Origin of the sequence: Actinoallomurus rhizosphaericola, from assembly GCF_024055675.1 — a bacterium.
Classification (GTDB): Bacteria; Actinomycetota; Actinomycetes; order Streptosporangiales; family Streptosporangiaceae; genus Actinoallomurus; species Actinoallomurus soli.
Genome location: NZ_JAMXMW010000003.1, coordinates 356,139 through 377,865 on the forward strand (window position 1 = coordinate 356,139; position 21,727 = coordinate 377,865).

Here is a 21,727-nt window from a genome sequence, read left to right on the forward strand (position 1 = left end):
CGGAACATGAGTAAATCTCGTGTTATGCCCCCCGTCACACCTCAGACCTGGCGAAACTGGGCCGGTAACCAGCGGGCAACGCCCCGCCGCGTGGTCACGCCCCGGTCCGCCGCGGACGTCGCGGCCGCCGTCCAGGCCGCCGCCGGAGCCGGCCTGACCGTCCGGATGACCGGCACCGGGCACTCGTTCACCGACACCGCCGCGACCGAGGGCCTGCTCCTGCGGCCCGAGGGCCTCACGGAGCTGCGGTCGGTCGACACCGCCACCGGCCTCGTGACCGCCGAGGCGGGGATGCCGCTCAAGGTGTTCAACGAGCAGCTCGCCCTGCACGGCCTCGCGCTCGCCAACATGGGGGACATCCAGGAGCAGACCCTGGCCGGGGCGACCCAGACCGCGACGCACGGGACCGGGCGCGACGCGGCGGGCCTGGTGTCGCAGATCGCCGGGCTCGAACTCGTCCTCGCGGACGGGAGCCTGGTCACGTGCTCCCGCGAGGAGCGGCCCGAGCTGTTCCACGCGGCGCGCGCCGGCCTCGGCGCGCTCGGAATCGTCACCGCGATCACCTGGCAGGCCGTCCCGGCGTTCCTGCTGCAGGCGCGGGAGGAGCCGATGCGGTGGGACGAGGTCCTGGAGCGCCTGGAAGAGTTCGCCGCCGGCAACGAGCACTTCGAGTTCTACTGGTTCCCGCACACCGACGGCTGCCTGACCAAGCGCAACAACCGGGTGCCCGGCCCGGCCGAGCCGCTCGGGCGGTTCCGGCACTGGCTGGACGACGAGTTCCTGTCCAACTCGGTGTTCGAGGTCGCCAACCGCGTCGCCCGCCGCCTCCCCGCCGCCATCCCGACGATCAACGGCGTCTCCGCCCGCGCCCTCGGCGCCCGGACGTACACCGACGTGTCGCACAAGGTGTTCACCAGCCCGCGCCGGGTGCGGTTCAAGGAGCAGGAGTACGCGATCCCGCGCGAGGAGCTGGCCGGCGCGCTGCGGGAGATCCGGGCCCTCATCGAACGCCGGGGCTGGCGGATCTCCTTCCCCATCGAGGTGCGCCTGCTGCCGCCGGAGGACGCCTGGCTGTCCATGGCGTACGGGCGGGACAGCGCCTTCATCGCGATCCACGTCTACCACGCGACTCCGCACGAGGAGTACTTCCGCGGCGTGGAGGAGATCCTGACGCCGCTCGGCGGCCGTCCGCACTGGGGAAAGCTGCACACGCGCGACGCCTCGTACCTGGAGGGGGCGTATCCCCGGTTCGGCGACTTCCTCGCGCTGCGCGACCGGCTCGACCCCGAACGCCGGTTCGCCAATCGCTACCTGACCCAGGTTTTGGGCACCTGAAGGCCGTAGACTCCCACTTGTCGCATCCCGCTCGCCCGGCGTGCGGTTCACCTCCACTCCGACCGGTAATCGCGCAGAACTCCTGGACCGTCAGCAGCCACCGATCCTCCGGCCACCTCCTCCGACACCGACCGCGTGAGCCACGCAAGAAGGACGGCATCACGCGGCAAAGGATCCACAAGAATGGTTAAGCCCCACGCCCCCGCGGCTTTCCAGCAGGCAAGCTGGGACGACACTGCGGGAACTTGACAAGGATCACGTCGCGAGGGCGGCGATGTTCGGACATGCCGGGTACGGTGCTGGCGGGCAGGTGCGTCCTGACGCGAGACTGGTAGGACCGGGGGAAGGGCACGCATGCGCCCCGAGCCGCGTCGGACAGGGCACGAAAGGACACGCATGCAGGAGCTGCGCCTCGTCGCGGTCAGCGAGGACGGGTCGTACCTCGTCCTCGCCACCGCGGGACGGGGCACCCGGTTCACGCTGCCGATCGATGATCGGCTGCGTGCCGTGGTCCGTGGACATTTCTCCCGCCTCGGCCAGTACGAGATCGAAGTGGAGAGTCCCTTGCGTCCCAAGGAGATCCAGGCTCGCATCCGCGCTGGAGAGACCGCGGAGGAGATCGCCGAGACGGCCGGCATCCCGGTGGAGCGTGTCCGCTGGTTCGAGGGACCGGTTCTCCAGGAGCGCGAGTACATGGCGCAGCAGGCGCAGCGCGTGCCCATCCGACGTCCCGGAGAGCCCTCGCCCGCCCCGGCCCTCGGCGAGATCGTCGAGGAGCGTCTCGGCCGGCGCGGCATCGACCTGGAAGAGGTCGAGTGGGACTCCCGCAAGTGCGAGGACCTCACGTGGCGGGTCAGCCTCTCCTTCTACTACGACGGCCGTCCCTACTCGGCGGAGTGGGCGTACGACCCGCGCCGCCGCCACATCTCCGCGGTGAACGACGAGGCCGCGCGCCTGTCCTCGCTCGACGTCGAGGAGTCCACCGACGACACGGTCACCCCGTTCCTGCCGCGCCGTGCCATGAAGGTCGTCGGCGACCCCGTCCGCGACCAGCCGCGCGACCAGGCTCCGCCGCCCCCGCCGCTTCCCGTCCCCATGCCGGGCCTGCGGGAGGAGCCGCCGGCCGAGCCGCCGGTCGTCCGCGACATCCCCAAGCCGGCGTCCGACGAGCCGGCGGCGCTCGCCCCGCGTCCGCGTGAGGCGCGCCCGGAGGTCGTCGCCCGGCCGCAGGAGGTCTCCGTCCCGAGGCCCGCCCCGGCCGCCGAGCGCTCTGCTCCCGCGCCGGAGCCCGCCCGGCCCGAGCCGGCCACCCCGCCCGCCGCCGAGATCCCGGCCGCCGAGACGCCGGCCGCACAGGCCCCGGCCGAGCCGGAACCGACCCCGAAGCCGGCCGAGCCAAAGCAGCCGGAGCGCCCCGAGGAGCCGCAGCGTCCGGAGCAGGAGCCCGCCGCGGCCGAGCCGCCGGCACCCGAGCCCGCCGCGCCGAAGCCGCCCGCGCCGAGGTCGGCACCCAAGCCGCTCGAGGCCGAACCGGCCGCCGTGGCCAAACCCGCCGTGGCCAAGCCCGCGGTGCCGAAACCCGCACCCCCGAAGCCGGCTCCGAAGCCCGCCCCGGTGAAGCCGGCCGCGCAGAAGCCCGCCGAGAAGCCTGCGGAGAAGGTCGCCGACCGCCCGGCGGCGGCCGCCGCCGCGAAGCCGGCCGCGCCGCCCGCTCCGGAGAAGCGCCCGCCCGCGCGGAAGAGGGCACGGAGCAAGCGCGCCTCGGTCCCGTCCTGGGACGAGATCATGTTCGGCGCCCGCCGCCCGGAGTGACCAGGAGGAGGCCCCGGCCGCTCGCCACCGGATCACCGGCCGCGCGCGATGCGCTGGCACCGCGTCTCAGTGCCACGGCAACAGGTTGAGGCACGATCGCCGGGGATACCGATCCCCGGCGATCACCGTCCCCCGGGGCCTTTCTGCGAAGCACCGACCCACGCAGGCCGACCGACAGACCCGGAAGGAAACGCCGAACCCCGCGACCACCCTCACACCAGGCCCTCCCGCGAAGCCCCATCCACGCAGGCCGACCGACAGGCTCAGGCACGTCGAGCCCTGGCGATCGCTCGTTAGGCGATCCTGTTCTGGCGGTCCTTTGAGGGCCGTCACCTCTCGGCCCGGTGGGTGTACGGCCTGCGATCGGTCAGCCGCTTGACGGCTTGGGACAGTGTTGCCGGCCCCGCCGGGACGAGGGCGTCGGGACTGGCATCAGGGAATCGCCCCACGAGGGCCGCAGTAACGAGCTTCCGGCAGGCGTCCTCTCCGCGACAGAGGGGTGTGGTTCTCTTCCCTCTGGAAGGACGCGAATTGCACACGGTCGGTTGGGACTGGGGTAGCCGGACCCATTCGGTGACGGTGCTGGACGCCATGGGCAGCAAGGCGGCTCGGTGGACGCTCCCGCACACTGAGGCCGGGCTCACCGGCACGCTGCGGCGCCTGGCGGACTACGGCGACGCCTGTGGTCTGCGGGTCGCGATCGAGACGAGCAAGGGCCTGGTGGTCGATCGGCTGCTGGCGGCCGGACATCCGATCGTGCCGATCCATCCGGGGATGTTCAACGCGATGCGGCCCCGGTGGGGAGCGTCTCGCGCGAAGAGCGACAGCGCCGACAGCTTCATGCTGGCCGACTTGCTGCGCACCGATGGTCATCTCCTGCGGTCGCTGGCACCGACCGAGACGACCACGCTGGAGCTTCAGGCGCTGTCGCGGCAGCGCAGCGATTTGGTCGCGACCCGCACCGGCTTGACGAACCAGCTGCGGGCCCTGCTGGAGGCGCATTGGCCGGGAGCGACCCGGCTGTTCAAGAACATCGATGCGGGGATCTCGCTCGCGTTCTTGGACCGTTTCCCGACCCCGCAGGCCGCCGCGAAACTCACGCCGGCCAAGCTGGACGCCTTCTTGCGCCGTCACGCCTACACCGGCGGCAAGACCGGAGCTGAGCTCCTAGAACGGCTGCGGACTGCGCCCAAGGCCGCCAGCAGGGTCAGCTCCGAGATCGTCACCGTCATGGTGAACACCCAGGTCGGGCAGGTCCGTGCGATTGCCGAGGCCATCAAGTCCCTGGAGTCGGCCATCAAGCAGGTCTTGGACGCTCACCCCTACGCCGAACTGTTCCAGGCACTGCCTCGAGTCGGGACGGTGAACCTGGCGCAGATCATCGGCGAGATCGGGCCCATGCTGGAGCGCGGCCTGACCGCTGAGCAGCTCGCGGCCGAGGTCGGCATGGCCCCGGTCACCCGGGCCAGCGGCAAGGTCCACACCGTGGGCTTCCGGCACGCCGCCAGCCGGGCTGCGCGCAAGGCCCTGCACACCTTCGCCGACAACAGCCGCCATGACGATCCGTGGGCCGCTGACCTTTACCAACGCGCTCGTGACCGAGGCAAACGCCATCCCCAGACCGTTCGCATCCTCGGCAGGGGCTGGCTCCGGATCATGCACGCTTGTTTCCGGGACGGCACACCTTACGATCCCGCCATTCACCACTCCCCCCATCGACCCGTGCCCACTGGAACATAGGCTTTCCGGCCATGGCGAATTTCGAGCACGTTAAAGCCTCCTTCTGGGGAGCGGGGACTTACGGGGTTCAACCGCCGTTGACCGATGCCTTGATCCACCAGGCCGAAGAACTCCTCTCGGTGGATCTGCCGCCCGAGTTGCTGGAACTGCTGCGCCTTCGCAACGGCGGCCCCGTCTCCGACGCGTGGAGTGCTTTCCCCACCCAGCGGCCCACCTCCTGGAGCCCCGACCATGTTCCCTTCACCGATCTGCACGGCATCGGTCACGACGGGCACGCAACGACCCTGCTCAACAGCCCATACCTGACCACGGAATGGGACCTGCCGCCCCGGCTGGTGCTGCTCTCCGGCGACGGCCACTACTGGATCGCCCTGGACTACCGCACCCAGCACGAACCATGCGTCACCTGGTTCGATACCGACCTGGAAGCCGAACTGCACCTCGCCGCCGACTTCCGCACCTTCATCGAAGGACTCATGCCAGCCGAAGACCTGGCCGGATGACTCAACGACGGTCAACGAAGAGCTGCCGCGACGCTTCCGGTCCTCGCTACGCTGCGGTCCGGATCACCTTGCCACCGATGACCCGGCTCCTCAATGTGGCACCTGAACAGCAGAAACCATTGACGACCGCGCCGCCAGCTTGACTCAGGGAACTGTCGCATCGGGGCGGTCTGCGAAACCCTGCGCAGAGTCCGGCCGGTGTGAATGCGCGAACTGGAGGCGGTGTAGCAATCGGTGAAGCCGCTGACAGCCTGCCCATTATCGGGACGAACCACCTGGCAGCCCCGGCTTTCACGAGCGCCATGCTCGTTCGGCCGCCGCGCGCCCGCGTCAGGGGGCGTGGAGTCCGTCCTGTTATCCGGCCAAAGGGCTCTTGAACCGGCTCGATCAACGACTGCGACGTCGTTAGTGACGTCCCAGGCCCGGCAAACCGGTCACCGTCCGTCCACAGCGACGCCACCGAGACAGCGGCGACGGCACAGCGACCGCGACGACGGCACTGAGGCCACGGCGACGGCACGGTGGCGGTTGCGACGGCGATGGCGGCGGCGTCGCCGCGGGTATGGACGGGGCGAGCGGGTCGCGGCCCGCCGCCGGTCGGCCCCTGCGATCCCACCGAGCCGGCCGACTCACGCAGCGCTCCCCAACGACGCGACGCAACGCCTTCCAACAGCGCAGCGCCTTCCCAACGACGCGGCCGGCGCACGCAGCGCGTTCCCAACGGGCCCCTGGGCCGCAGCGGGCGGCGGCGGCCCGCCGAGGCGCTCCGGCCGGTCGTGCTCGGTGACGGCCTACGGCGTTTCGTCAGGAGAGGCTTGGGTGCCCGCGAAGCCGTGCCGCATGATCCGGAGAAGGCGCCGTGCGTCCTGCGCGCCGGTGGCCGCGATGGCGGTCGCGTTCGTCAGGGCGAGCACGTCGTCCACGGTCAGGCCGACGTTCACGTCACCGCTTCGCTGGGCTCGGACGAGCAATTCCTGGGCCGTGTCCCGCATGGAACGGTGCCACTGGTCGAACAGCACGGAGCGCCGCTCGACGCTGGGCTCGGTTCCCGCGAACGCCAGGGCGCGTTTGGTCGCGACGTGAACGACGAGGTCGTCCAGCCACGCGAAGAGTGCGTCGGCCGCCGATTCGGCGTCGATCAGGGCGGCGCCCTTCTGGCAGAGCGTCTCCACCTCGTCCGCGTAGACCGCCACGATCAGCTCGCTCCGTGTCGGGAAGTGCCGGTAGAGGGTCGCGTTGCCGACGCCCGCGCGGCGCGCCACCTCGTCCAACGCGACGTCGGGTCCCCTCTCGTCGAAGAGTTCCCTCGCCGCCGTGAGCAGCGCCCGGGCGTTCCGGGCCGCATCCGTCCTCCGTGGCCGTCCTGAGGGAACCGCCTCGCCCGGCTCCGCCATTCTCACGCTCCCTGCTTGCAAAACGGGGAGTTCCCCGTTTACGGTGACGCCAGTCTAACCGGGGAGCTCCCCGGATCGGCGTCGTCCCTGAGCGGTGCGCCTCCCACACCACGCGAAAGAAAGAGATGCCATGGCTCTCACCTGCGAAGACCGCTTCCTCATCGCCGAGCTGATCGCGATGCACGGACACCTGTGCGACAGCGGAGAGCTGGAACGGCTGGGCGAGGTCTTCACCCCCGACGTCACCTATGACGTCACGGACTTCGGCCAAGCGCCGTTGCGCGGATTGAGCGCGCTCGCCGACGCGGCACGCGCCCTGGGGAACCGCAATCCCGTCGGGCACCACGTCACGAACGTCGTCCTCACCGAGCAGGCCGACGGCCGCGTGCACGCGCGGTCCAAGGGGATCGGCGTCAACGCCGACGGCACGAGCGGCAGCGTGACCTACGAGGACACCGTCGTGCGCACCGGCCAGGGTTGGCGGATCGACCACCGCACGTTGCTCGCCCGCCGGGCTCCCCTGGGCGGATGACCTCCGGTCGTCAGGGGCGCCGCCGGGCCGGCCTCGTACCGCCGAGGGGACGGCCCCGCCGGTCAGGCGCTCCGCCAGATGGAAATGGCGCGCTTTTCAACTCCTGACCAGGATGAATACTGACAGTTAATAACCGGTATACCGACAGCCCTTGAACTTCCCCAAGATCGGTATTGCATTCGTGGACCGTTCCGATGCACCATGACGAAGGCCCGCTAGACGATCTTGAGCGGTGGGTCCGACCGAGTGCCGCATCACGGAGAGGAGTCCACAGCGATGTCGACCGTGACCGCAGACCACCCCCAACTCGATGCCCTGAACCCATCACTCGACCTCAGTGAATTCATGATCGAAGGCACGACCGGAAGCAGCAAGGCGGGGACTTTGAGCAACTTCAACACCCCGCAGTATTTCTGGGTCTGAGCAGATCGGCGCGTGCACCGCGGGCTTCGGGCCGGCGGTGCACGCGCGACCTGATGGGCACCCGGATAGGACACCTGCTTCGGAGGCTGACGAGTGACTGAAATGTGGGAGAAGTCGGTCGAGCGTTTCACGGCGTACCTGCCGAAATCCGTGTCGACCTGGCTGGTGATCGTCGATGCCGCCGCCCACGCGCGCCTGGCGGCATCGCTGCTGCCCCGGCTCGACGGCGAGGTGCGCGTCCTCCGGCTCGGCGAGGTGTCCGTCGACGAGGTACGGGCGGCGGCGGTCGAGTACGTCGCCCAGGACCACGTCGGCCTCATCGCCTTCCACGCCCGGAACTATCCCGAGTACCAGGACGCGCTGGTGCGCTTCGCCGACTGGCCGAGCCGCCGGGTGAAGCTGTGCCTCGAGGTCTGGGACGACAACTTCGCCGCGCTCTTCGCCGAGGAGCCACAGGAGGTGGCCCGCCGGTGCGACGGGCTCCGCCGACGGCTGACCGGCGAGCGCACGCTCACCTATCGGGCCGCCGACGACGCGGCCGAACTGCTCTCCTTCGACTGCGCGCCGGACGACTGGGTCGCCTACAGCGGGCTGGAGGACTACGACTACCTTCTGCCGAGCGGAGAGGTCGCGTGCGTCCCGGAGAGCGCGAACGGCACCCTGCCGGTCGAAGGGTGGATCATCGGGACCATCCCCTTCGGCCGGAAGTACGGCCGGATCCGCCCGGGCGATCTCACCGTCCGCATCGCGAACGGCCAGGCGACCGGTGTCACCGGGCGTAACACCGAGCTCTGCCGGGACCTGGAGATGGCCTTCGACCGGCTGCCGGGGGTGCGTTCGATCGGCGAACTGGGGATCGGCCAGTCGAAGGCCGTCACCGAGGCGGCCAGATCGCACAAGGCGGCGTTCACCTGGCACGAGCGCAACTACGGAGTGCACATCGGGTTCGGCGCCGAGCTGAGCGAGACCGCCGACCCCGACCAGCGGGCGACCGCTCACCACCTGGACATCGTCCTGTCCCGCGGACGGCTGACCGGACAGGCGGGACTACTGCTGAGCTGGTGACCGCAGCAAGACGGCCGGCCCGGGTGTGGCCGCACAAGACCGCGGATCGGGGCGTGACCGCACGAGACCGCGGACCCGGGTGTGGCCGCACGAGACCGCGGGCCGGGGCGTGACCGCACAAGACCGCGGACCCGGGTGTGGCCGCCTCAGAGGCGTACGACGACGAGGGCCGTGTCGTCCGCCGCGCCGCCGGCCACGCCGAGGTCCGCGAGGAGCCGGTCGGCCAGTGACTCGGGGTCCAGCCCGCCGTGCCGGCCGACGCTGTCGGCGAGGCGGCGCAGGCCGTCGTCGATGTCCTCGCCACGGCGCTCGATCAGGCCGTCGGTGTAGAGCACGAGGATGGCGCCCGAGGCGTAGCGCTGCTCGGCCTGCGGCCGCGGCTCGCCCGGCGTGCGCAGGCCGAGCGGCGGGTCGGTGGCCTGGTCGAGGAATTCGACTGTGCCGTCGGGTTGGAGGAGGACCGGCGGCAGGTGACCGGCGCAGCTATAGGTGATCTTCTGCTCGGACTTGTCGATGACGGCCTGGACGGCCGTGCTGGCGAGCGCCCCCTCGACCGAGAGTGCGTACCGGCCGAGCGCCTGCAGCGCCGGGGCGGGTTGGGCGAGGGACTGGACGGCGGTGCTGAGCGCGCTGCGCAGCTGGCCCATGACCCCGGCGGCCGACAGTCCGTGCCCGACGACGTCTCCGACGGCCACCGCGAGCCGCTTCTCGTCCAGCTCGATCAGCTCGTACCAGTCACCGCACACGTGCAGCGAGTCGACCGAGGGCAGGTAGCGCACGGCGACGTCGTCGCGCTGTTCGAGATCGATCGCCGGCAGCATCGCCTGCTGGAGGGTGAGCGCGACCCGCCGTTCCCGCGCGTACGCCCGCCGCAGCTCCTCATTGATCTCGTGGAGCTCCTTGGCGCGGGCGAACAGCTCGGCCTCCATGGCCTGGTACCGCTCGGGGTCCTCCTTCGCGCGATGGGTGACGAACGCGGTCACGTCCTCGGTACGCACGACGAACAGCATCGCCTCGCCGTCCGAGCCGAGAACGGGGCTGGTGATCGTGCTCCAGTACCGCTCCTCGAACTCACCGGGGCGACCCGCCACGGGGATGTCGTACTTCATCGGCCCCTGGATGTCCCGCTGCCGCGTGACCGCGGCGCGACGCACGGACGTCTCCAGACTGCGCGAGCCCCGCAGCCCGGCGTCATGTTCCGTGGGGAAGGCGTCGAACATGTACCGGCCGACGAGTTCGTCCCTCGTACGCCCGGTGGTGTCGGAGTAGCACTGATTGGCCTCGACGATCACCAGCTCGGGTGTCAGCACCAGACACGGACTCGGAGTCGCCGCGAACAGCGCCTCATAGTCGATATAGGCGTGAATCTTGGCAGCCGTGACGCACCTCCGGGATGGGCGGGATTACCCAGAGTCTACGAGACCTATCCACGTGACCTGCGAAGACGCTCGTTCACCCCGGCCGTACCGACACCGTGATCACTAGCCGTTACCGCTCTCTATGGCCGGCGCATGCCAGTGATCTCGCGGTCAGCCCCGCCCATCGACCAGACGGCAGCGACTTCGACGCAACTGGTGTTCTCCTCGCCGCTGTGCGTCGACTTCCGCCACTCGGCTCCGATCAGGCCCGGTCGATCCATGTCTGCCCCATCGCTCCGACGATCATGCCGATCGATTCATCCGGCGACAATGCCGCCGCTCGCAAGCGATCGTAAGTCAAAGCGATCTCGGCGATCTCTTCCTTCCTGTCGATCAGCCATCCCCCCTGACGGCCTTCCGCGAAGGCGACCGGCGACTGATCGACGAACTCGAAGATGGTGAACGGCCCGGTGGCCCCGGTCAGCTGCGCAGCGGCGAAGGGCAGCACTTGCAAGTTCACGAATGGCAGGCGGGCCAGATCGACCAGTCGCCGCAGCTGGGCGAGGGTCATCTCCGCATTGCCGATCGGCTGCTTCACAACCGTCTCGTGCAACACGACCCAGAGCAGCGGCGGGTCGGATCGGTCGAAGAGCGATTGACGCCCGAGACGTCTCGCGACGCCGAGTCCGATGTCGTCGTCGCTGATCATCGGCCGGTTCGCGCGGATGACCGCCTGGGCGTAGTCCTCAGTCTGGAAGAGGCCGGGGATGAGGCTGTTGGCCCAGATGCTGATCTTGTTGGCCTGGGATTCGAGTTCGACGTAGTGCTCGAACCAGCGAGGGGCCGAGCGGACGAGCTCGGCGAGACGGGTGAGCATGTCGGGCAGGGCGAACAGCGTGTCCGCGCGTTCGGGGAAGCCGTCCGGTGGGTTGCGGCGGGCGGTCTCGACGCTGGCGACGGTGGACAGCGCCCAGCCGAGCTTGTGGGCGAGTTCGTCGAGGGTCCAGCCGTTCCGCTCGCGCAGGCGGCGCACCTCCGCGCCGAAGAACGCGCCGAGCGAGGAGAAGGCGTCGAGCTTGCGGGGCGGGGGCATGGGGCACCTCGATCGTGTAACCGGAATCCTTCCGCAGCGTAATCACGTGGCGACAGTCTGTCCCGGTGAAATCAGCAACCCACGGGAGGAAGTCGTGACACGGTGTGCGCTACCGGGAGAGGTCAGCGGGGTGCTGCTGGCCGACGTACGGCTGGTCAACGCCCCGGAGTCGGCGTCGGCGGCGCGGCGGATCGTCAAGGCCGTCACCTGCGCCTGGGGTGCGGCGGCGGTCGCCGACCGCGCCGAGCTGCTCGTCTGCGAGCTGGTCGCCAACGCGACCAGGCACGCTCGTGACCGGCTCGGCACGAACCTGCGCCTGGTCGTCTCACGCGACGCCGAACGGCTGCGAATCGAGGTCCACGACGCCGATCCCGCGCTCCCCCGGATCCGGCACGGCGGACTGATGGAGGAGACCGGCCGGGGTCTCCTGCTCGCCGAGACGCTGGCCGACCGGCTCGGCTGGCAGGTGCTGGCGCGGGGCAAGGCCGTCTACGTCGAGCTGATCGCCTGGCCGCCGTCGACGGCGGAAGTGCGCTGACGAGAGCCTTCTCAGACGCCTGTCAGGGGCTATCAGGCGGATGTGCGTGGGATGTCAGGGGTGCCGAGGACAGTGAGGGTCGTACGCACATGGACCTCACGGAAGAAGACCCCCCATGACTTACGCGATCCAGGCGGAGGGCCTGGTGAAGCGGTTCGGTGAGACGGTCGCCCTGAACGGCGTGAGCCTCACGGCGCGCGCCGGCACCGTGCTCGGTGTGCTCGGCCCCAACGGGGCGGGCAAGACGACCGCCGTCCGCATCCTCGCCACCCTGCTGCGTCCCGACGAGGGCCGCGCGACCGTCGACGGCCACGACGTCGTACGGGAGGCCCACCAGGTCCGCCAGCTGATCGGGCTGACCGGACAGTACGCGTCGGTCGACGAGATGCTGACCGGCACGGAGAACCTCGTCATGATCGGCCGGCTGCTCGGCCTGCCGCGGTCGGAGGCGAAGGCGCGCGCGGCCGAGCTGCTGGAGCGGTTCGAGCTGTGGGACGCACGGGACCGCCCGGCCAAGACCTACTCCGGCGGCATGCGCCGCCGGCTCGACCTGGCGGCCAGCCTGGTCGGACGGCCGTCGGTGCTGTTCCTCGACGAGCCGACCACCGGCCTGGACCCGCACGCGCGCGGCGGGCTGTGGGACACCGTTCGCGGGCTGGTCGACGACGGCGTGACGGTGCTGCTGACCACGCAGTACCTGGAGGAGGCCGACCAGCTGGCGGACGAGATCGCGGTGATCGACCGCGGCCAGGTGATCGCCAACGGCACTCCCGACCAGCTCAAGACGCAGGTCGGCGGGCAGGTGCTCCAGGTACGGCCGGTCGACGACCGGGACCGGGAGACGGTGGCCGGCCTGGTCAGCGTCGTGGTCGGCGACGGGATGCAGGTCGAGGGCGACCTGGTGACCGCGCCGGTGACCGACCCCGCCGTGCTGCCGACGATCGTCCGCCGGCTCGACGACGCGGGCGTGCAGGTGGCCGAGCTGTCGCTGCGCAAGTCGACCCTGGACGAGGTCTTCCTCGCCCTGACCGGCCACCGCGCCGAGCCGACCGACACCACCCCCGAACTCGTCACCGAAGGGAGCCGGGCGTGACCGCCTCCACCGTCACCGCACCCCGAACGCTGACCCGGCGCGTCAGCCCCGCCGCGACCCTGCGGCACACCGCGACGCTGGCCTGGCGCAGCCTGGTGCAGATCAAGCACAACCCGATGGAGCTGATCGACCTCAGCATCCAGCCGATCATGTTCGTGCTGCTGTTCACGTACGTCTTCGGCGGCCAGATGGCCGGTGGCCATCCGGTGCAGTACCTGCAGTTCGCGCTGCCCGGCATCATCGCGCAGAACGCCATGTTCGCCACGATGAACACCGGTTTCCTGCTGAACACCGACCTGACCAAGGGGGTGTTCGACCGGCTGCGCAGCCTGCCCATCGGGCGGATGTCGCCGCTCGCCGGCCGGATCGTCGCCGACACCGTCAAGCAGGCCTGGTCGATGGCGATCCTGCTCGCCGTCGGCATGATCATCGGCTTCCGCGTGAAGACCGACGTCGTCCACCTGGTCCTGGCCTTCCTGCTGCTCCTGGTCTTCGCGCTGGCGTTCTCCTGGATCGCCGTGCTGATCGGCGTCCTGGTGAGCGAGCCGGACAAGGTGATGATCTTCGGCTTCACGACGGTCTTCCCGCTCAGCTTCACGAGCAGCGCGTTCGCCCGCGTCGACACGATGCCGGGCTGGCTCCAGGCCTGGGTGAAGATCAACCCCGTGACGCACCTCGCCGACGCCACCCGCGGCCTCATCAACGGCGGCGCCGTCGCCTCCCCGGTCCTGTGGTCCCTGGCGTGGGCGGCGGCCATCGCCGTCGTCTTCGCGCCCCTCGCGGTACGCGCCCTGCGCCGCCGGGTGTGAGGGCCGCCCACCGCGTACGGGCCCGCCTCCGCGCGGGCCCGTACGCGCGCTCAGGTGGGTACGGGGCGCCGGCGGGAGGGCGAGCGACGTCAGGCGGGCGGGGCCGCTGTCTGCGGGCGGCGGGGCGGGCGGTCGGTGATCGGATCGATCCCCAGGCGCTCCGCGACGTCCTCGGCCCGCAGGGCGTGACCGCGCGCGTACGCCTCCGCGTACCGCTCGTCACCGATCGCCTCGCGTACGGCGCGCTCGATCCGCGGCGGGTCCGCGAGCGACCGGTCCTCGGCCCCGCGGATGCCGACGGAGGCCCCGAGGAGCAGGGCCGCGCCGGCGGGGTCGCCGCTGCGGAGCGCGTGGTCGGCCAGGCCGACGACGGCCTGGCCGATGATCGGGGCGTCGTGCGCCAGCCAGGCGTACCGGAACGCCTGGACGTGCCGGGCCAGCGCCGCGTCGAGATCGCCCTCCAGTCCGAGGATCATGCCGAGCTGGGTATTGATCATCGAGGCGAACTGCGGTGGCCCGCTCACCCACTCGCCGACGGCGATGTCCTCGAGCGCGGCCCGCGCCACGTCGAGGTCGCCGCGGCGCCGTGCCACGTCGGCCGTGTTGAAGCGGACGACGGCGATGTCCATGGGCGAGCCGCGGCGCTCGGCGCCGCGAAGGGCTGCGTCGAGTTCGGTGCGGGCCCTCTCGTCATCGCCGAGCGCGGCGAAGGCGTGGGCGAGGCGGACGCGCAGGTGGCTGGAGTCGTCGAAGCTCCCCAGGTCCAGCGAGTAGCGCAGGGCCTCCTCGATGTAGTCCTTGGCGGACAGCGGATCGCCCCGCCACAGGGTGAGCTCGGCGAGCCCGGTCAGCGTCAGCGACATGCCCCAGCGTTCGCCGAGGGCGCGGAACCGGTCGAGCGCGGCCGTGAAGCTCTCGTCGATCTCCTCTACCCGGCCGAGATTGATCAGCGCGTGCCCGCGCATCGTCTCCGCGGCGGCCCGGAGCCACGGGTCGCGTGCCTCCCGCAGGGCGTCCAGCGCCGTGAGGGCCTCCTCGATGCGGCCGTCGAACATCATGAGGCCCAGCGGAGCGACGCGGAGTATCGGGTGCAGATCGTCCGGCGGGATGGCGGCGCAGGCCGCCATCGCGGAGTCGATCCTGCGCCACACGTCGTCGTCGCGCAGCGTCGGATCGGCGTCGAGCTTTCCCATCAGCCAGTAGATCGTCGCCCCCGCGTACGCGCCGATCGGCCCCCTGCCGGGCACCGCCAGAGCCTCCCCGGCGAGCTGCTGTCCTTCGAGGCGCATCCCGCGCAGCAACCAGAACCAGCCCAGGGCCGCGACGTACCGGAGGGCGAGCGCGGCGTCCTGGATCTCGATCGCCCAGCGCAGCGCCGAGTGGAGGTTGTCGTACTCGGCGGTGAGGCGGTCCAGCCACCGCAGCTGGTCACGGGTGCGCAGCCTGGGCTCGGCCGTCTCGGCCAGCCCGAGGAAGTGGTGCGCGTGCGCGCGGCGGATCCGCTGGGCCTCGCCGGCCTCGGAGAGCCGCTCGGCGCCGTACGCCCGGATCGTCTCCAGGACGCGGTACCGCCCGGTCGCGTCGATCTCGACGAGCGACTTCTCGACCAGGCCGGTGAGCGCGTCGAGCACGTCGCCGCCGCAGACGTCCTCGATGCTCTCCAGGGTCGCGCCGCCCGCGAAGACCGACAGGCGCCGCAGCAGCGTGCGTTCGGGCTCGTCGAGGAGTTCCCAGCTCCAGTCGACGACGGCGCGCAGCGTCTGGTGCCGGGGCAGGGCCGTACGGCTGCCGCCCGTCAGCAGGCGGAACCGGTCGTCGAGGCGGTCCGCGAGCTGCGCGGCGGTCATCGTGCGCAGGCGGGCGGCGGCCAGTTCGATGGCGAGGGGCATGCCGTCGAGCCGGCGGCAGATGGCCTGGACCGCCGGCAGGTCGGCCGCGGGGTCGAAGCCGGGCCGCACCGCGGTGCCGCGTTCGACGAACAGGCGGACGGCAGGGTAGTCCATCGCCTCCGGCAGCGAGGAGACACGGCCGGGTTCGGCCGGAGGCCGGTGCGTCTCCGCCGGGTCCTCGGGCGGGAAGGCGAGCGGCGGCACCGGCCACAGGCTCTCGCCGATGATGCCCAGCGACTCCCGGCTCGTCGCGAGGACGCGTACGCCGGGGCAGTCGGCGAGCACCCGGTCCACCAGCCGGGCGCACGAGTCGATCAGATGCTCGCAGTTGTCGAGCAGGATCAGCAGCCGCTCGTCCGCCAGCGCGGCGACGAGCCGCTCCACCGGCTCGACGCTGGTCGGCGCCGAGCCGCGCAGCCCGGCGGTCAGCGCGGCCTCACGGAGCCCGAGCGTGTGCAGCAGCGCCTGCGGAACCTCCCCCGGGTCCCCGACCCCGGCGAGCTCGATCAGCCAGACGCCGCCCGGCATCCGCTCGGTCAGGCCGGCGGCCGCCTCCATGGCCAGCCGGGTCTTGCCCGCTCCCCCGGGCCCGGTGAGCGTGACGAGGCGGTTCTCCTCCAGGAGCTTGCCGACGCGCTCGATCTCCTCCTCGCGGCCGATGAAGCTCGTCAGCCGGGCGGGCAGGTTGTGACGGCCCCGTGACCGGGCCGGGGCCTGCTCGCCGCGCAGCACGGCGAGATGGACGGCGCGCAGGTCCGGCGACGGGTCGACGCCGAGCTCCTCGGCGAGGGTGCGGCGGGCGTCCTCGAAGGTGGCGAGCGCGTCGGCCTGACGACCTGCGGCGCACAGGGCCCGCATGTACTGCCCGCGCAGGCGCTCGCGGAGGGGATGCGCGGCGACCAGCGCCTCCAGCTCGGCGGGGTCGGCGCGGCCGAGTGCCAGCAACGCCTCGGCGTGGTCCTCGACGGCGGCGAGGCGCTGTTCGGTGAGGCGGGAGACGTGGCCACGGGCGAAGTCGGTGTCGGCGACGTCGGCGAGCGGGGTGCCACGCCACAGGCTCAGGGCCTCGGCCAGGGCGTCCGCCGCGCGCGCCGGATCGTCATGCAGCAGGCGCCGTCCGTGGGCGACGAGCCGGTCGAAGCATCGGATGTCGACCACGTCGTCCTCGATGACCAGCCGGTATCCGGCGGGCCGCGAGTCGATCATCGCGCCGGGCAGGGTCCTGCGCAGCCGGGAGATCAGCGACTGCAGGGCGTTCGGGGCTCCGGCCGGCGGGTCGCCGTCCCACACGCCGGCGACGAGCCGGTCGGCGGTCAGGACCCGGGGAGCCTCCAGGGCCAGCAGGATGAGGAGCGCGCGCAGGCGGGCGCCGCCCACCTCGACCGGGCGTCCGGCGTCATCGGTGACCTCGAGAGGGCCGAGCAACGAGATCCGCACGGGTCGATCCTCTCCTGTCCGCCCGGGTGAGCGCCGCCACTTTTCCGTCATCGCGAGATATATCTCGATGAGTCTCGCACAAAAAACGGCGGGTCGGCTTCCTGCCGACCCGCCGTCGATGCGGAAATGTGGACCCCGGCCCCGACCGGCCCGCGGGCACGAATCGTGCCCCCGGGTCCGCCGGACACGGACCGTACCTGGGGCGCCGTGGCCGGCCGGGACGGAGGCCCGGATCAGGCGGCGCGGTCCTGCCCGCTGGCCAGCTCGAACTCCGCGCGCGGCCGCTCGATCCCGTTGAGGGACACCGTCTCGCGGCGGAAGAAGAGCGCGAGCGTCCAGTCGGCCACCACGCGCACCTTGCGGTTGACGGTGGGCACCCGCGACAGGTGGTACGTCCGGTGCATGAACCAGGCGGCGAAGCCGCGCAGCTTCACGCCGTACACGTGGGCCACGCCCCGGTACAGGCCGAGGCTGGCGACCGACCCGGCGTAGGAGTGGCGGTACGGCTTGCGCTCCTTGCCGCGGAGGGTCGCCACGATGTTGTCGGCGAGCCGCCTGGCCTGGCGTACGGCGTGCTGGGCGTTGGGCGCGCAGTACTCACCGGGCCGGGTCAGGTCCGGGACGGCGCCGCAGTCGCCGGCCACGAAGGCGTCGTCGGCGCCCTCGACGGTGAGGTACTCGGTGGCGACGATGCGGCCCTGGCGGTCCAGGGGCAGGTCGGTCGAGCGGTTCAGCGGGTTCGGCTTGACGCCGGCGGTCCACACGAGCGTGCCCGCCTCGAACTCCGTGCCGTCGTCCAGCACGATGTGGCGGTCGACGGCCGACGTGAGACGCGTGTTCAGCCGTACGTCGACGCCCCTGCGGCGCAGCTCCTCGACCGTGTAGCGGCCCATCCGGTCGCCGACCTCCGGCAGGATCCGGTCGCTGGCCTCGACGAGCACCCAGCGCATGTCGCCTGGACGGAGGTCGGGGTGGTACTTCAGCGCGCCGCGCGCCATGTCCTCCAGCTCGGCCAGTGCCTCGACGCCGGCGAAGCCGCCGCCGACGAAGACGAAGGTCAGGGCGCGGCGGCGCACCGCCTCGTCGTCGGTGGAGCCGGCGGCGTCGAGTTGCGCGAGCACGTGGTTGCGCAGGTGGATGGCCTCGGCGACGTTCTTGAAGCCGATGCCGTGCTCGGCCAGGCCGGGGATCGGAAGCGTGCGGGAGATCGATCCCGGCGCCATCACCAGGTAGTCGTAGGAGATCTCGGTCGCCGGCCCGGACGCCGGGCGCACCGTCGCCACGTGGTTCGCGTGATCGACGGAGACGACCCGTCCGTTGAGGACGCGCGCCTTCGGCAGGACCCGCCGCAGCGGGACGACGACGTGACGCGCCTCGATGTGGCCGGCCGCCACCTCGGGGAGGAACGGCTGGTAGGTCATGAAGGACTGCGGGTCCACGATCGTGATCGTCGCCTCGTGCGACCGCAGTCGCCGCTGCAGGCGCAGCGCGGTGTACATGCCGACGTAGCCGCCGCCGACGATGAGGATGTGGGGAGTGGTCCGGCTCGGGTTCGGGCTCGTGGCCACGGGTTGCTCTCCTCGCTTGGCTTGTGAATACATTCACAAGCTACCGCATCCAGCCGGGAATGCCAGCGATTAATCGTGTTAAGAAACGCGAAAGTTCGTGTTACGCCAAACGAACGCGCTGGTTCCGCCGTGAAAACCGCCATGTCTTCCGGTCCGGCCGACCCACGAAAACCCTTCCGGGCCTGATCGCCTGCCGGCTGCGGGCCGGTCGAGACGGCATCGCCCGCCGGACCGCTCTAGTGTGAGCCGCAGCCCGGCGTCGGTCCGGCGCCGCATCCGGGAGCCGCGGCCCCTGATGCGCCGAATGCGCGGACATCCGCCGGGCGCGGCGTACGATCGTCCCCCGGGAGCTGTGTATCGATGATGACCACGTTGTGGCGGCCGGTGTGCCTGGCCGTCGTCGGGCTGCTGTCCCTCACGGGCTGCAGCCTCTTCGGGCAGAACAAACTCGTGCGCGGCAGCGTGCCGGACTCGATCACGGTGACCAGTCCGGCGTTCCGCGACGGCGCGCCGATGCCCGTCCGTTTCGCCTGCCCGCAGTACGGCGGCCGGTCCAAGACCCCGCCGCTGCGCTGGTCGGTCGCGCAGAACGGCGTCGGCTCCCTCGCGCTCGTCATCGACGACCCGGACTCCCCCAGCGGCGCGTACGTCCACTGGGTGCTGTACAACATCGACGCCACGGCGGCCGAGCTCCTGGAGAACACCGTCCCGCCGCACGCCGAGCAGGCGGTCAACACCGATCAGAAGGTCGGCTACTCCCCTCCCTGCCCGCCGAAGGGTGAGGTGCACCGGTACCGCTTCACGCTCTACGCGCTGAAGTCGAAGGTGCCCCTGAAGAACGGCGCCGACCTCGGCGACGCGCTCGCGGCGATCGCCTCCCGTACCATCGCCCGTGGCCGCATGTACGCGACCTTCCGGGGAGCGGTGGTGAAGTCCTGAGGGGCATGCGCCGCCGGTGAGCGCCGTGCGGCCGGAAGGTCCGTCGGGTTGATGGCACCGGCGGGCCCCAGGGCAAGTACTGTGAATGTAGATCTGTGCGAACCGTATGACAAGGGTCATAGCGGTCGGCGACAATCGGTCTAGCTCCTTGGGGGGCCCGGTGCCGGTGATCATGGGAAAAGGTCTCCGCGTCGGCGTCGACCGCTAGACCATGGCGTTGGGTGGTAGCTATGTGGGGTCTGATCGTTGTCCTCGGCTTGGTCGCGGTCGTCATCCTCGTCGGGGTGCTCGTCGCCCTCGGCATGAGGGCGAGCCGCGCCGGAGACGAAGACGACTGGATGTCCGACGAGGAGCAGCCTCGGGGCCGCCGCGCCGGCAGATCCCGCGGCCGCCACGGCGACGGTGACGACGCGGTGGAGGAGTCCTATGGCGGCGGGGACATGCGCGTGGCCGGGGCTCCGATGGGCCAGCAGCACCAGCTGCCCGCCGCGCCGATCGCCGGTCCCGGCGCCGGTCCGGCCCAGCTGCCGGCCCCGGTCCCCGCGACGCCTCAGGGCAGCCGGAACAGCGACGAGATGGACGACGACGAGTACTGGTCGACCATCACCTTCGACAAGCCCAAGTTCCCCTGGCGGCAGGACGCCGGGCAGCCGTCCGAGGCGCGGGGGCAGGACCCCCTGGCCCACCAGGAGGGGGCGCACCCCGAGCCGACGCCGCTCGCGGGCCCGCAGCCGCAGGGCATGCCCCTCGCCGGCCAGTCCCCGCACGGCGGATCCATCGACTCCCCCGCGCCGCCGACCAGGCCGCAGCCGGCCGTCCCGGCCCTCGACACGCCGTCGACGCCGCCCGGGCCGCTCGATGTCCCGTCGCTCCCGTCCTCGCTGGACATCCCGTCCTCCGACCGGGTCGCCGAGACCGTGGCGGGCGACGAGATCCCCGCCTACGGCTCGACCGACCAGAGCGGCGGCTTCGGCGCACCCGGCTACTCGAGCGAGCCGTCCTACTCCTCCGAGTCGCCCTCCTACCTGTCCGAGTCGCCGACCTACTCCTCCGAGTCGCCGTCGTACGGCTCCGAGTCCCCTTCGTACGGCTCCGAGTCCCCTTCCTACGGCTCGGAGGCGCCCTCCTACCTGTCCGAGTCGCCGACCTACTCCTCCGAGGCGCCGTCCTACTCCTCGGACGCGCCCTACTCGTCCGAGCCCTCCTACGGCAGCGACCGCCCGTACGGCGACGACCCGCTGAACACCGGCGAGCGCCCGACGTACGGCTCCGGCTCCCCCGCCGCGCCGACCCCGCCCCCCGCGGCGCCGGCCCCCTCGCCCCTGGGCTCGTCCTCGCCGCTCGGCTCCCCCTCGATCAGCGGCAGTGACGACGGCCCCGCCGTCCCGTCGGTCGACGAGCTGCTGGCCAAGATCCAGCGCCAGCGCGCCGGAGACGGCGACTCGGGGTCGGGAGGCTCCGCGCCGGCCGCGCCGGCCTCCGGATCGACCGGCTTCGACCCGCTCACCGACCCGCTGGACACCGGGGAGCGCTCGTACCGCTCGACGCAGGGCGGCTCGTCCACCAGCGGGAGCTGGCCGACCGGCTCCTACGGCTCGTCCGACTCCTACAGCGGCGGCTCCGGGGACTCCTACGGCTCCTCGACGAGCGGCTCGTACGGGTCCGACCCGCTGTCGGGCGGCTACAGCTCCACCGGTGGCTACACCACCCCCTCCTACGACAGCGGCTACGGCTCCTCCTCGGGCTACGGCGACTCGTCCTCGTCCTCGGGCTCGTCGTCGTACGGCTCGGGCTCGACGGGCCAGGACGACCCGCTGGGGGGCGGGTACACCGGCTCGTCGCCGTCGGACTCGTACGGGTCCTACGGCGGCACGTCCACCGGCGGCTACACGGGAACCGGCGGCTACCCGGCGTCCGGCTCCTCCTACGGCGGTCCGGCCTACCCCGAGTCCGGCCAGCCGTCCGAGGACGCCAACACGACGCAGGCCTATCCGAGCAGCCCGTACGGCACCTCGTACGGCGACCGGAAGACCGACGACAAGCGCCCCGAAGACTGGAACTACGGCGACCATCGCGGAAGCTGAGGCTCGCCGCCCGGCGAACGGAGACGGGCTCCGTGGTTCATACGAACCACGGAGCCCGTTTCCGTTCGAGGAGGGGTTTCATCCTCCTGGCGGGCGCAACGGGAGAAACGTCCAC

The 21,727-nt window shown here is 71.4% G+C and carries 18 protein-coding genes; 12 read left to right on the forward strand and 6 right to left on the reverse strand.

Annotated elements, in window-relative coordinates; translation table 11 throughout:
• The first annotated feature begins 24 nt into the window (after positions 1-24).
• The 4 genes from NE234_RS09310 to NE234_RS09325 all read left to right on the forward strand — a co-directional run bounded on the left by NE234_RS09310 (position 25) and on the right by NE234_RS09325 (position 5,390).
• Complete coding sequence (locus NE234_RS09310) at positions 25-1,335, forward strand: D-arabinono-1,4-lactone oxidase (protein ID WP_252778484.1); 1,311 nt, start codon at positions 25-27, stop codon at positions 1,333-1,335.
• A gap of 396 nt (positions 1,336-1,731) precedes the next feature.
• The gene (gene sepH / locus NE234_RS09315) at positions 1,732-3,147 is read left to right on the forward strand and encodes a septation protein SepH (protein ID WP_252778485.1); all 1,416 of its coding nucleotides are present in this window, start codon (positions 1,732-1,734) and stop codon (positions 3,145-3,147) included.
• Positions 3,148-3,648: 501 nt separating this feature from the next.
• Positions 3,649-4,887, forward strand: a complete 1,239-nt coding sequence (locus tag NE234_RS09320) for an IS110 family RNA-guided transposase (RefSeq protein ID WP_308206865.1) — start codon at positions 3,649-3,651, stop codon at positions 4,885-4,887.
• Between the two features lie 11 nt (positions 4,888-4,898).
• The gene (locus tag NE234_RS09325; RefSeq protein WP_252778487.1) at positions 4,899-5,390 is read left to right on the forward strand and encodes an SMI1/KNR4 family protein; all 492 of its coding nucleotides are present in this window, start codon (positions 4,899-4,901) and stop codon (positions 5,388-5,390) included.
• A gap of 791 nt (positions 5,391-6,181) precedes the next feature.
• On the opposite strand, the gene NE234_RS09330 is transcribed toward NE234_RS09325, so the two are convergent.
• Complete coding sequence (locus NE234_RS09330; RefSeq protein ID WP_252778488.1) at positions 6,182-6,784, reverse strand: TetR/AcrR family transcriptional regulator; 603 nt, start codon at positions 6,782-6,784, stop codon at positions 6,182-6,184.
• Positions 6,785-6,914: 130 nt separating this feature from the next.
• On the opposite strand from NE234_RS09330, the gene NE234_RS09335 reads away from it, so the two are divergent.
• From NE234_RS09335 to NE234_RS09345, 3 genes are all read left to right on the forward strand, one after another.
• Entirely contained in the window at positions 6,915-7,316 is a 402-nt protein-coding gene (locus tag NE234_RS09335; RefSeq protein WP_252778489.1) for a nuclear transport factor 2 family protein, read from the forward strand.
• Between the two features lie 276 nt (positions 7,317-7,592).
• A complete protein-coding gene (locus tag NE234_RS09340) occupies positions 7,593-7,739 on the forward strand; it encodes a hypothetical protein (protein ID WP_252778490.1) in 147 nt (48 codons plus the stop codon).
• Positions 7,740-7,832: 93 nt separating this feature from the next.
• Positions 7,833-8,804 (forward strand): M29 family metallopeptidase, encoded by a 972-nt coding sequence (locus tag NE234_RS09345; protein WP_252778491.1) that lies wholly within the window; start codon positions 7,833-7,835, stop codon positions 8,802-8,804.
• Positions 8,805-8,950: 146 nt separating this feature from the next.
• Here NE234_RS09345 and NE234_RS09350 read toward each other — a convergent pair whose 3' ends face one another.
• The 3 genes from NE234_RS09350 to NE234_RS09355 all read right to left on the reverse strand — a co-directional run bounded on the left by NE234_RS09350 (position 8,951) and on the right by NE234_RS09355 (position 11,255).
• Positions 8,951-10,171 (reverse strand): SpoIIE family protein phosphatase, encoded by a 1,221-nt coding sequence (locus NE234_RS09350; protein ID WP_308206878.1) that lies wholly within the window; start codon positions 10,169-10,171, stop codon positions 8,951-8,953.
• Between the two features lie 131 nt (positions 10,172-10,302).
• The gene (locus NE234_RS45860; protein WP_406566962.1) at positions 10,303-10,443 is read right to left on the reverse strand and encodes a DUF397 domain-containing protein; all 141 of its coding nucleotides are present in this window, start codon (positions 10,441-10,443) and stop codon (positions 10,303-10,305) included.
• On the reverse strand, positions 10,425-11,255 hold the full coding sequence (locus tag NE234_RS09355; RefSeq protein ID WP_252778493.1) for a helix-turn-helix domain-containing protein: 831 nt from the start codon (positions 11,253-11,255) through the stop codon (positions 10,425-10,427). The genes NE234_RS45860 and NE234_RS09355 overlap by 19 nt, the downstream gene beginning before the upstream one ends.
• 94 nt (positions 11,256-11,349) lie before the next feature.
• On the opposite strand from NE234_RS09355, the gene NE234_RS09360 reads away from it, so the two are divergent.
• From NE234_RS09360 to NE234_RS09370, 3 genes are all read left to right on the forward strand, one after another.
• Positions 11,350-11,793: an ATP-binding protein gene (locus tag NE234_RS09360; protein WP_252778494.1), complete on the forward strand. Its 444-nt coding sequence runs from the start codon at positions 11,350-11,352 to the stop codon at positions 11,791-11,793.
• A 115-nt stretch (positions 11,794-11,908) separates the two neighbouring features.
• Positions 11,909-12,886 carry an ATP-binding cassette domain-containing protein gene (locus NE234_RS09365; protein WP_252778495.1) on the forward strand — a complete coding sequence of 326 codons (978 nt, stop codon included), beginning with the start codon at positions 11,909-11,911 and terminating at the stop codon, positions 12,884-12,886.
• Positions 12,883-13,695 carry an ABC transporter permease gene (locus NE234_RS09370; RefSeq protein ID WP_252778496.1) on the forward strand — a complete coding sequence of 271 codons (813 nt, stop codon included), beginning with the start codon at positions 12,883-12,885 and terminating at the stop codon, positions 13,693-13,695. The genes NE234_RS09365 and NE234_RS09370 overlap by 4 nt, the downstream gene beginning before the upstream one ends.
• An 89-nt stretch (positions 13,696-13,784) precedes the next feature.
• Here the strand turns inward: NE234_RS09370 and NE234_RS09375 are convergent, their stop codons facing one another.
• Together NE234_RS09375 and NE234_RS09380 are read right to left on the reverse strand one after the other, a co-directional pair.
• Entirely contained in the window at positions 13,785-17,021 is a 3,237-nt protein-coding gene (locus NE234_RS09375) for a BTAD domain-containing putative transcriptional regulator (RefSeq protein WP_252778497.1), read from the reverse strand.
• 233 nt (positions 17,022-17,254) lie between these two features.
• Positions 17,255-18,589: an NAD(P)/FAD-dependent oxidoreductase gene (locus NE234_RS09380; RefSeq protein ID WP_308206866.1), complete on the reverse strand. Its 1,335-nt coding sequence runs from the start codon at positions 18,587-18,589 to the stop codon at positions 17,255-17,257.
• Positions 18,590-18,949: 360 nt separating this feature from the next.
• Between NE234_RS09380 and NE234_RS09385 the strand changes: the two genes are divergently transcribed.
• A complete protein-coding gene (locus tag NE234_RS09385) occupies positions 18,950-19,528 on the forward strand; it encodes a YbhB/YbcL family Raf kinase inhibitor-like protein (protein ID WP_252778498.1) in 579 nt (192 codons plus the stop codon).
• A 230-nt stretch (positions 19,529-19,758) separates the two neighbouring features.
• On the forward strand, positions 19,759-21,612 hold the full coding sequence (locus NE234_RS09390) for a hypothetical protein (RefSeq protein ID WP_252778499.1): 1,854 nt from the start codon (positions 19,759-19,761) through the stop codon (positions 21,610-21,612).
• Positions 21,613-21,727 lie beyond the last annotated feature (115 nt).

Bases quoted from the DNA above. Each gene is read 5' to 3' on its own strand.
- NE234_RS09385 (WP_252778498.1), top strand. From the start codon at position 18,950: ATGATGACCACGTTGTGGCGGCCGGTGTGCCTGGCCGTCGTCGGGCTG.
- NE234_RS45860 (WP_406566962.1), bottom strand. From the start codon at position 10,443: ATGGATCGACCGGGCCTGATCGGAGCCGAGTGGCGGAAGTCGACGCAC.
- NE234_RS09365 (WP_252778495.1), top strand. From the start codon at position 11,909: ATGACTTACGCGATCCAGGCGGAGGGCCTGGTGAAGCGGTTCGGTGAG.
- sepH (WP_252778485.1), top strand. From the start codon at position 1,732: ATGCAGGAGCTGCGCCTCGTCGCGGTCAGCGAGGACGGGTCGTACCTC.
- NE234_RS09390 (WP_252778499.1), top strand. From the start codon at position 19,759: ATGTGGGGTCTGATCGTTGTCCTCGGCTTGGTCGCGGTCGTCATCCTC.
- NE234_RS09355 (WP_252778493.1), bottom strand. From the start codon at position 11,255: ATGCCCCCGCCCCGCAAGCTCGACGCCTTCTCCTCGCTCGGCGCGTTC.
- NE234_RS09330 (WP_252778488.1), bottom strand. From the start codon at position 6,784: ATGGCGGAGCCGGGCGAGGCGGTTCCCTCAGGACGGCCACGGAGGACG.
- NE234_RS09325 (WP_252778487.1), top strand. From the start codon at position 4,899: ATGGCGAATTTCGAGCACGTTAAAGCCTCCTTCTGGGGAGCGGGGACT.
- NE234_RS09335 (WP_252778489.1), top strand. From the start codon at position 6,915: ATGGCTCTCACCTGCGAAGACCGCTTCCTCATCGCCGAGCTGATCGCG.
- NE234_RS09340 (WP_252778490.1), top strand. From the start codon at position 7,593: ATGTCGACCGTGACCGCAGACCACCCCCAACTCGATGCCCTGAACCCA.
- NE234_RS09310 (WP_252778484.1), top strand. From the start codon at position 25: ATGCCCCCCGTCACACCTCAGACCTGGCGAAACTGGGCCGGTAACCAG.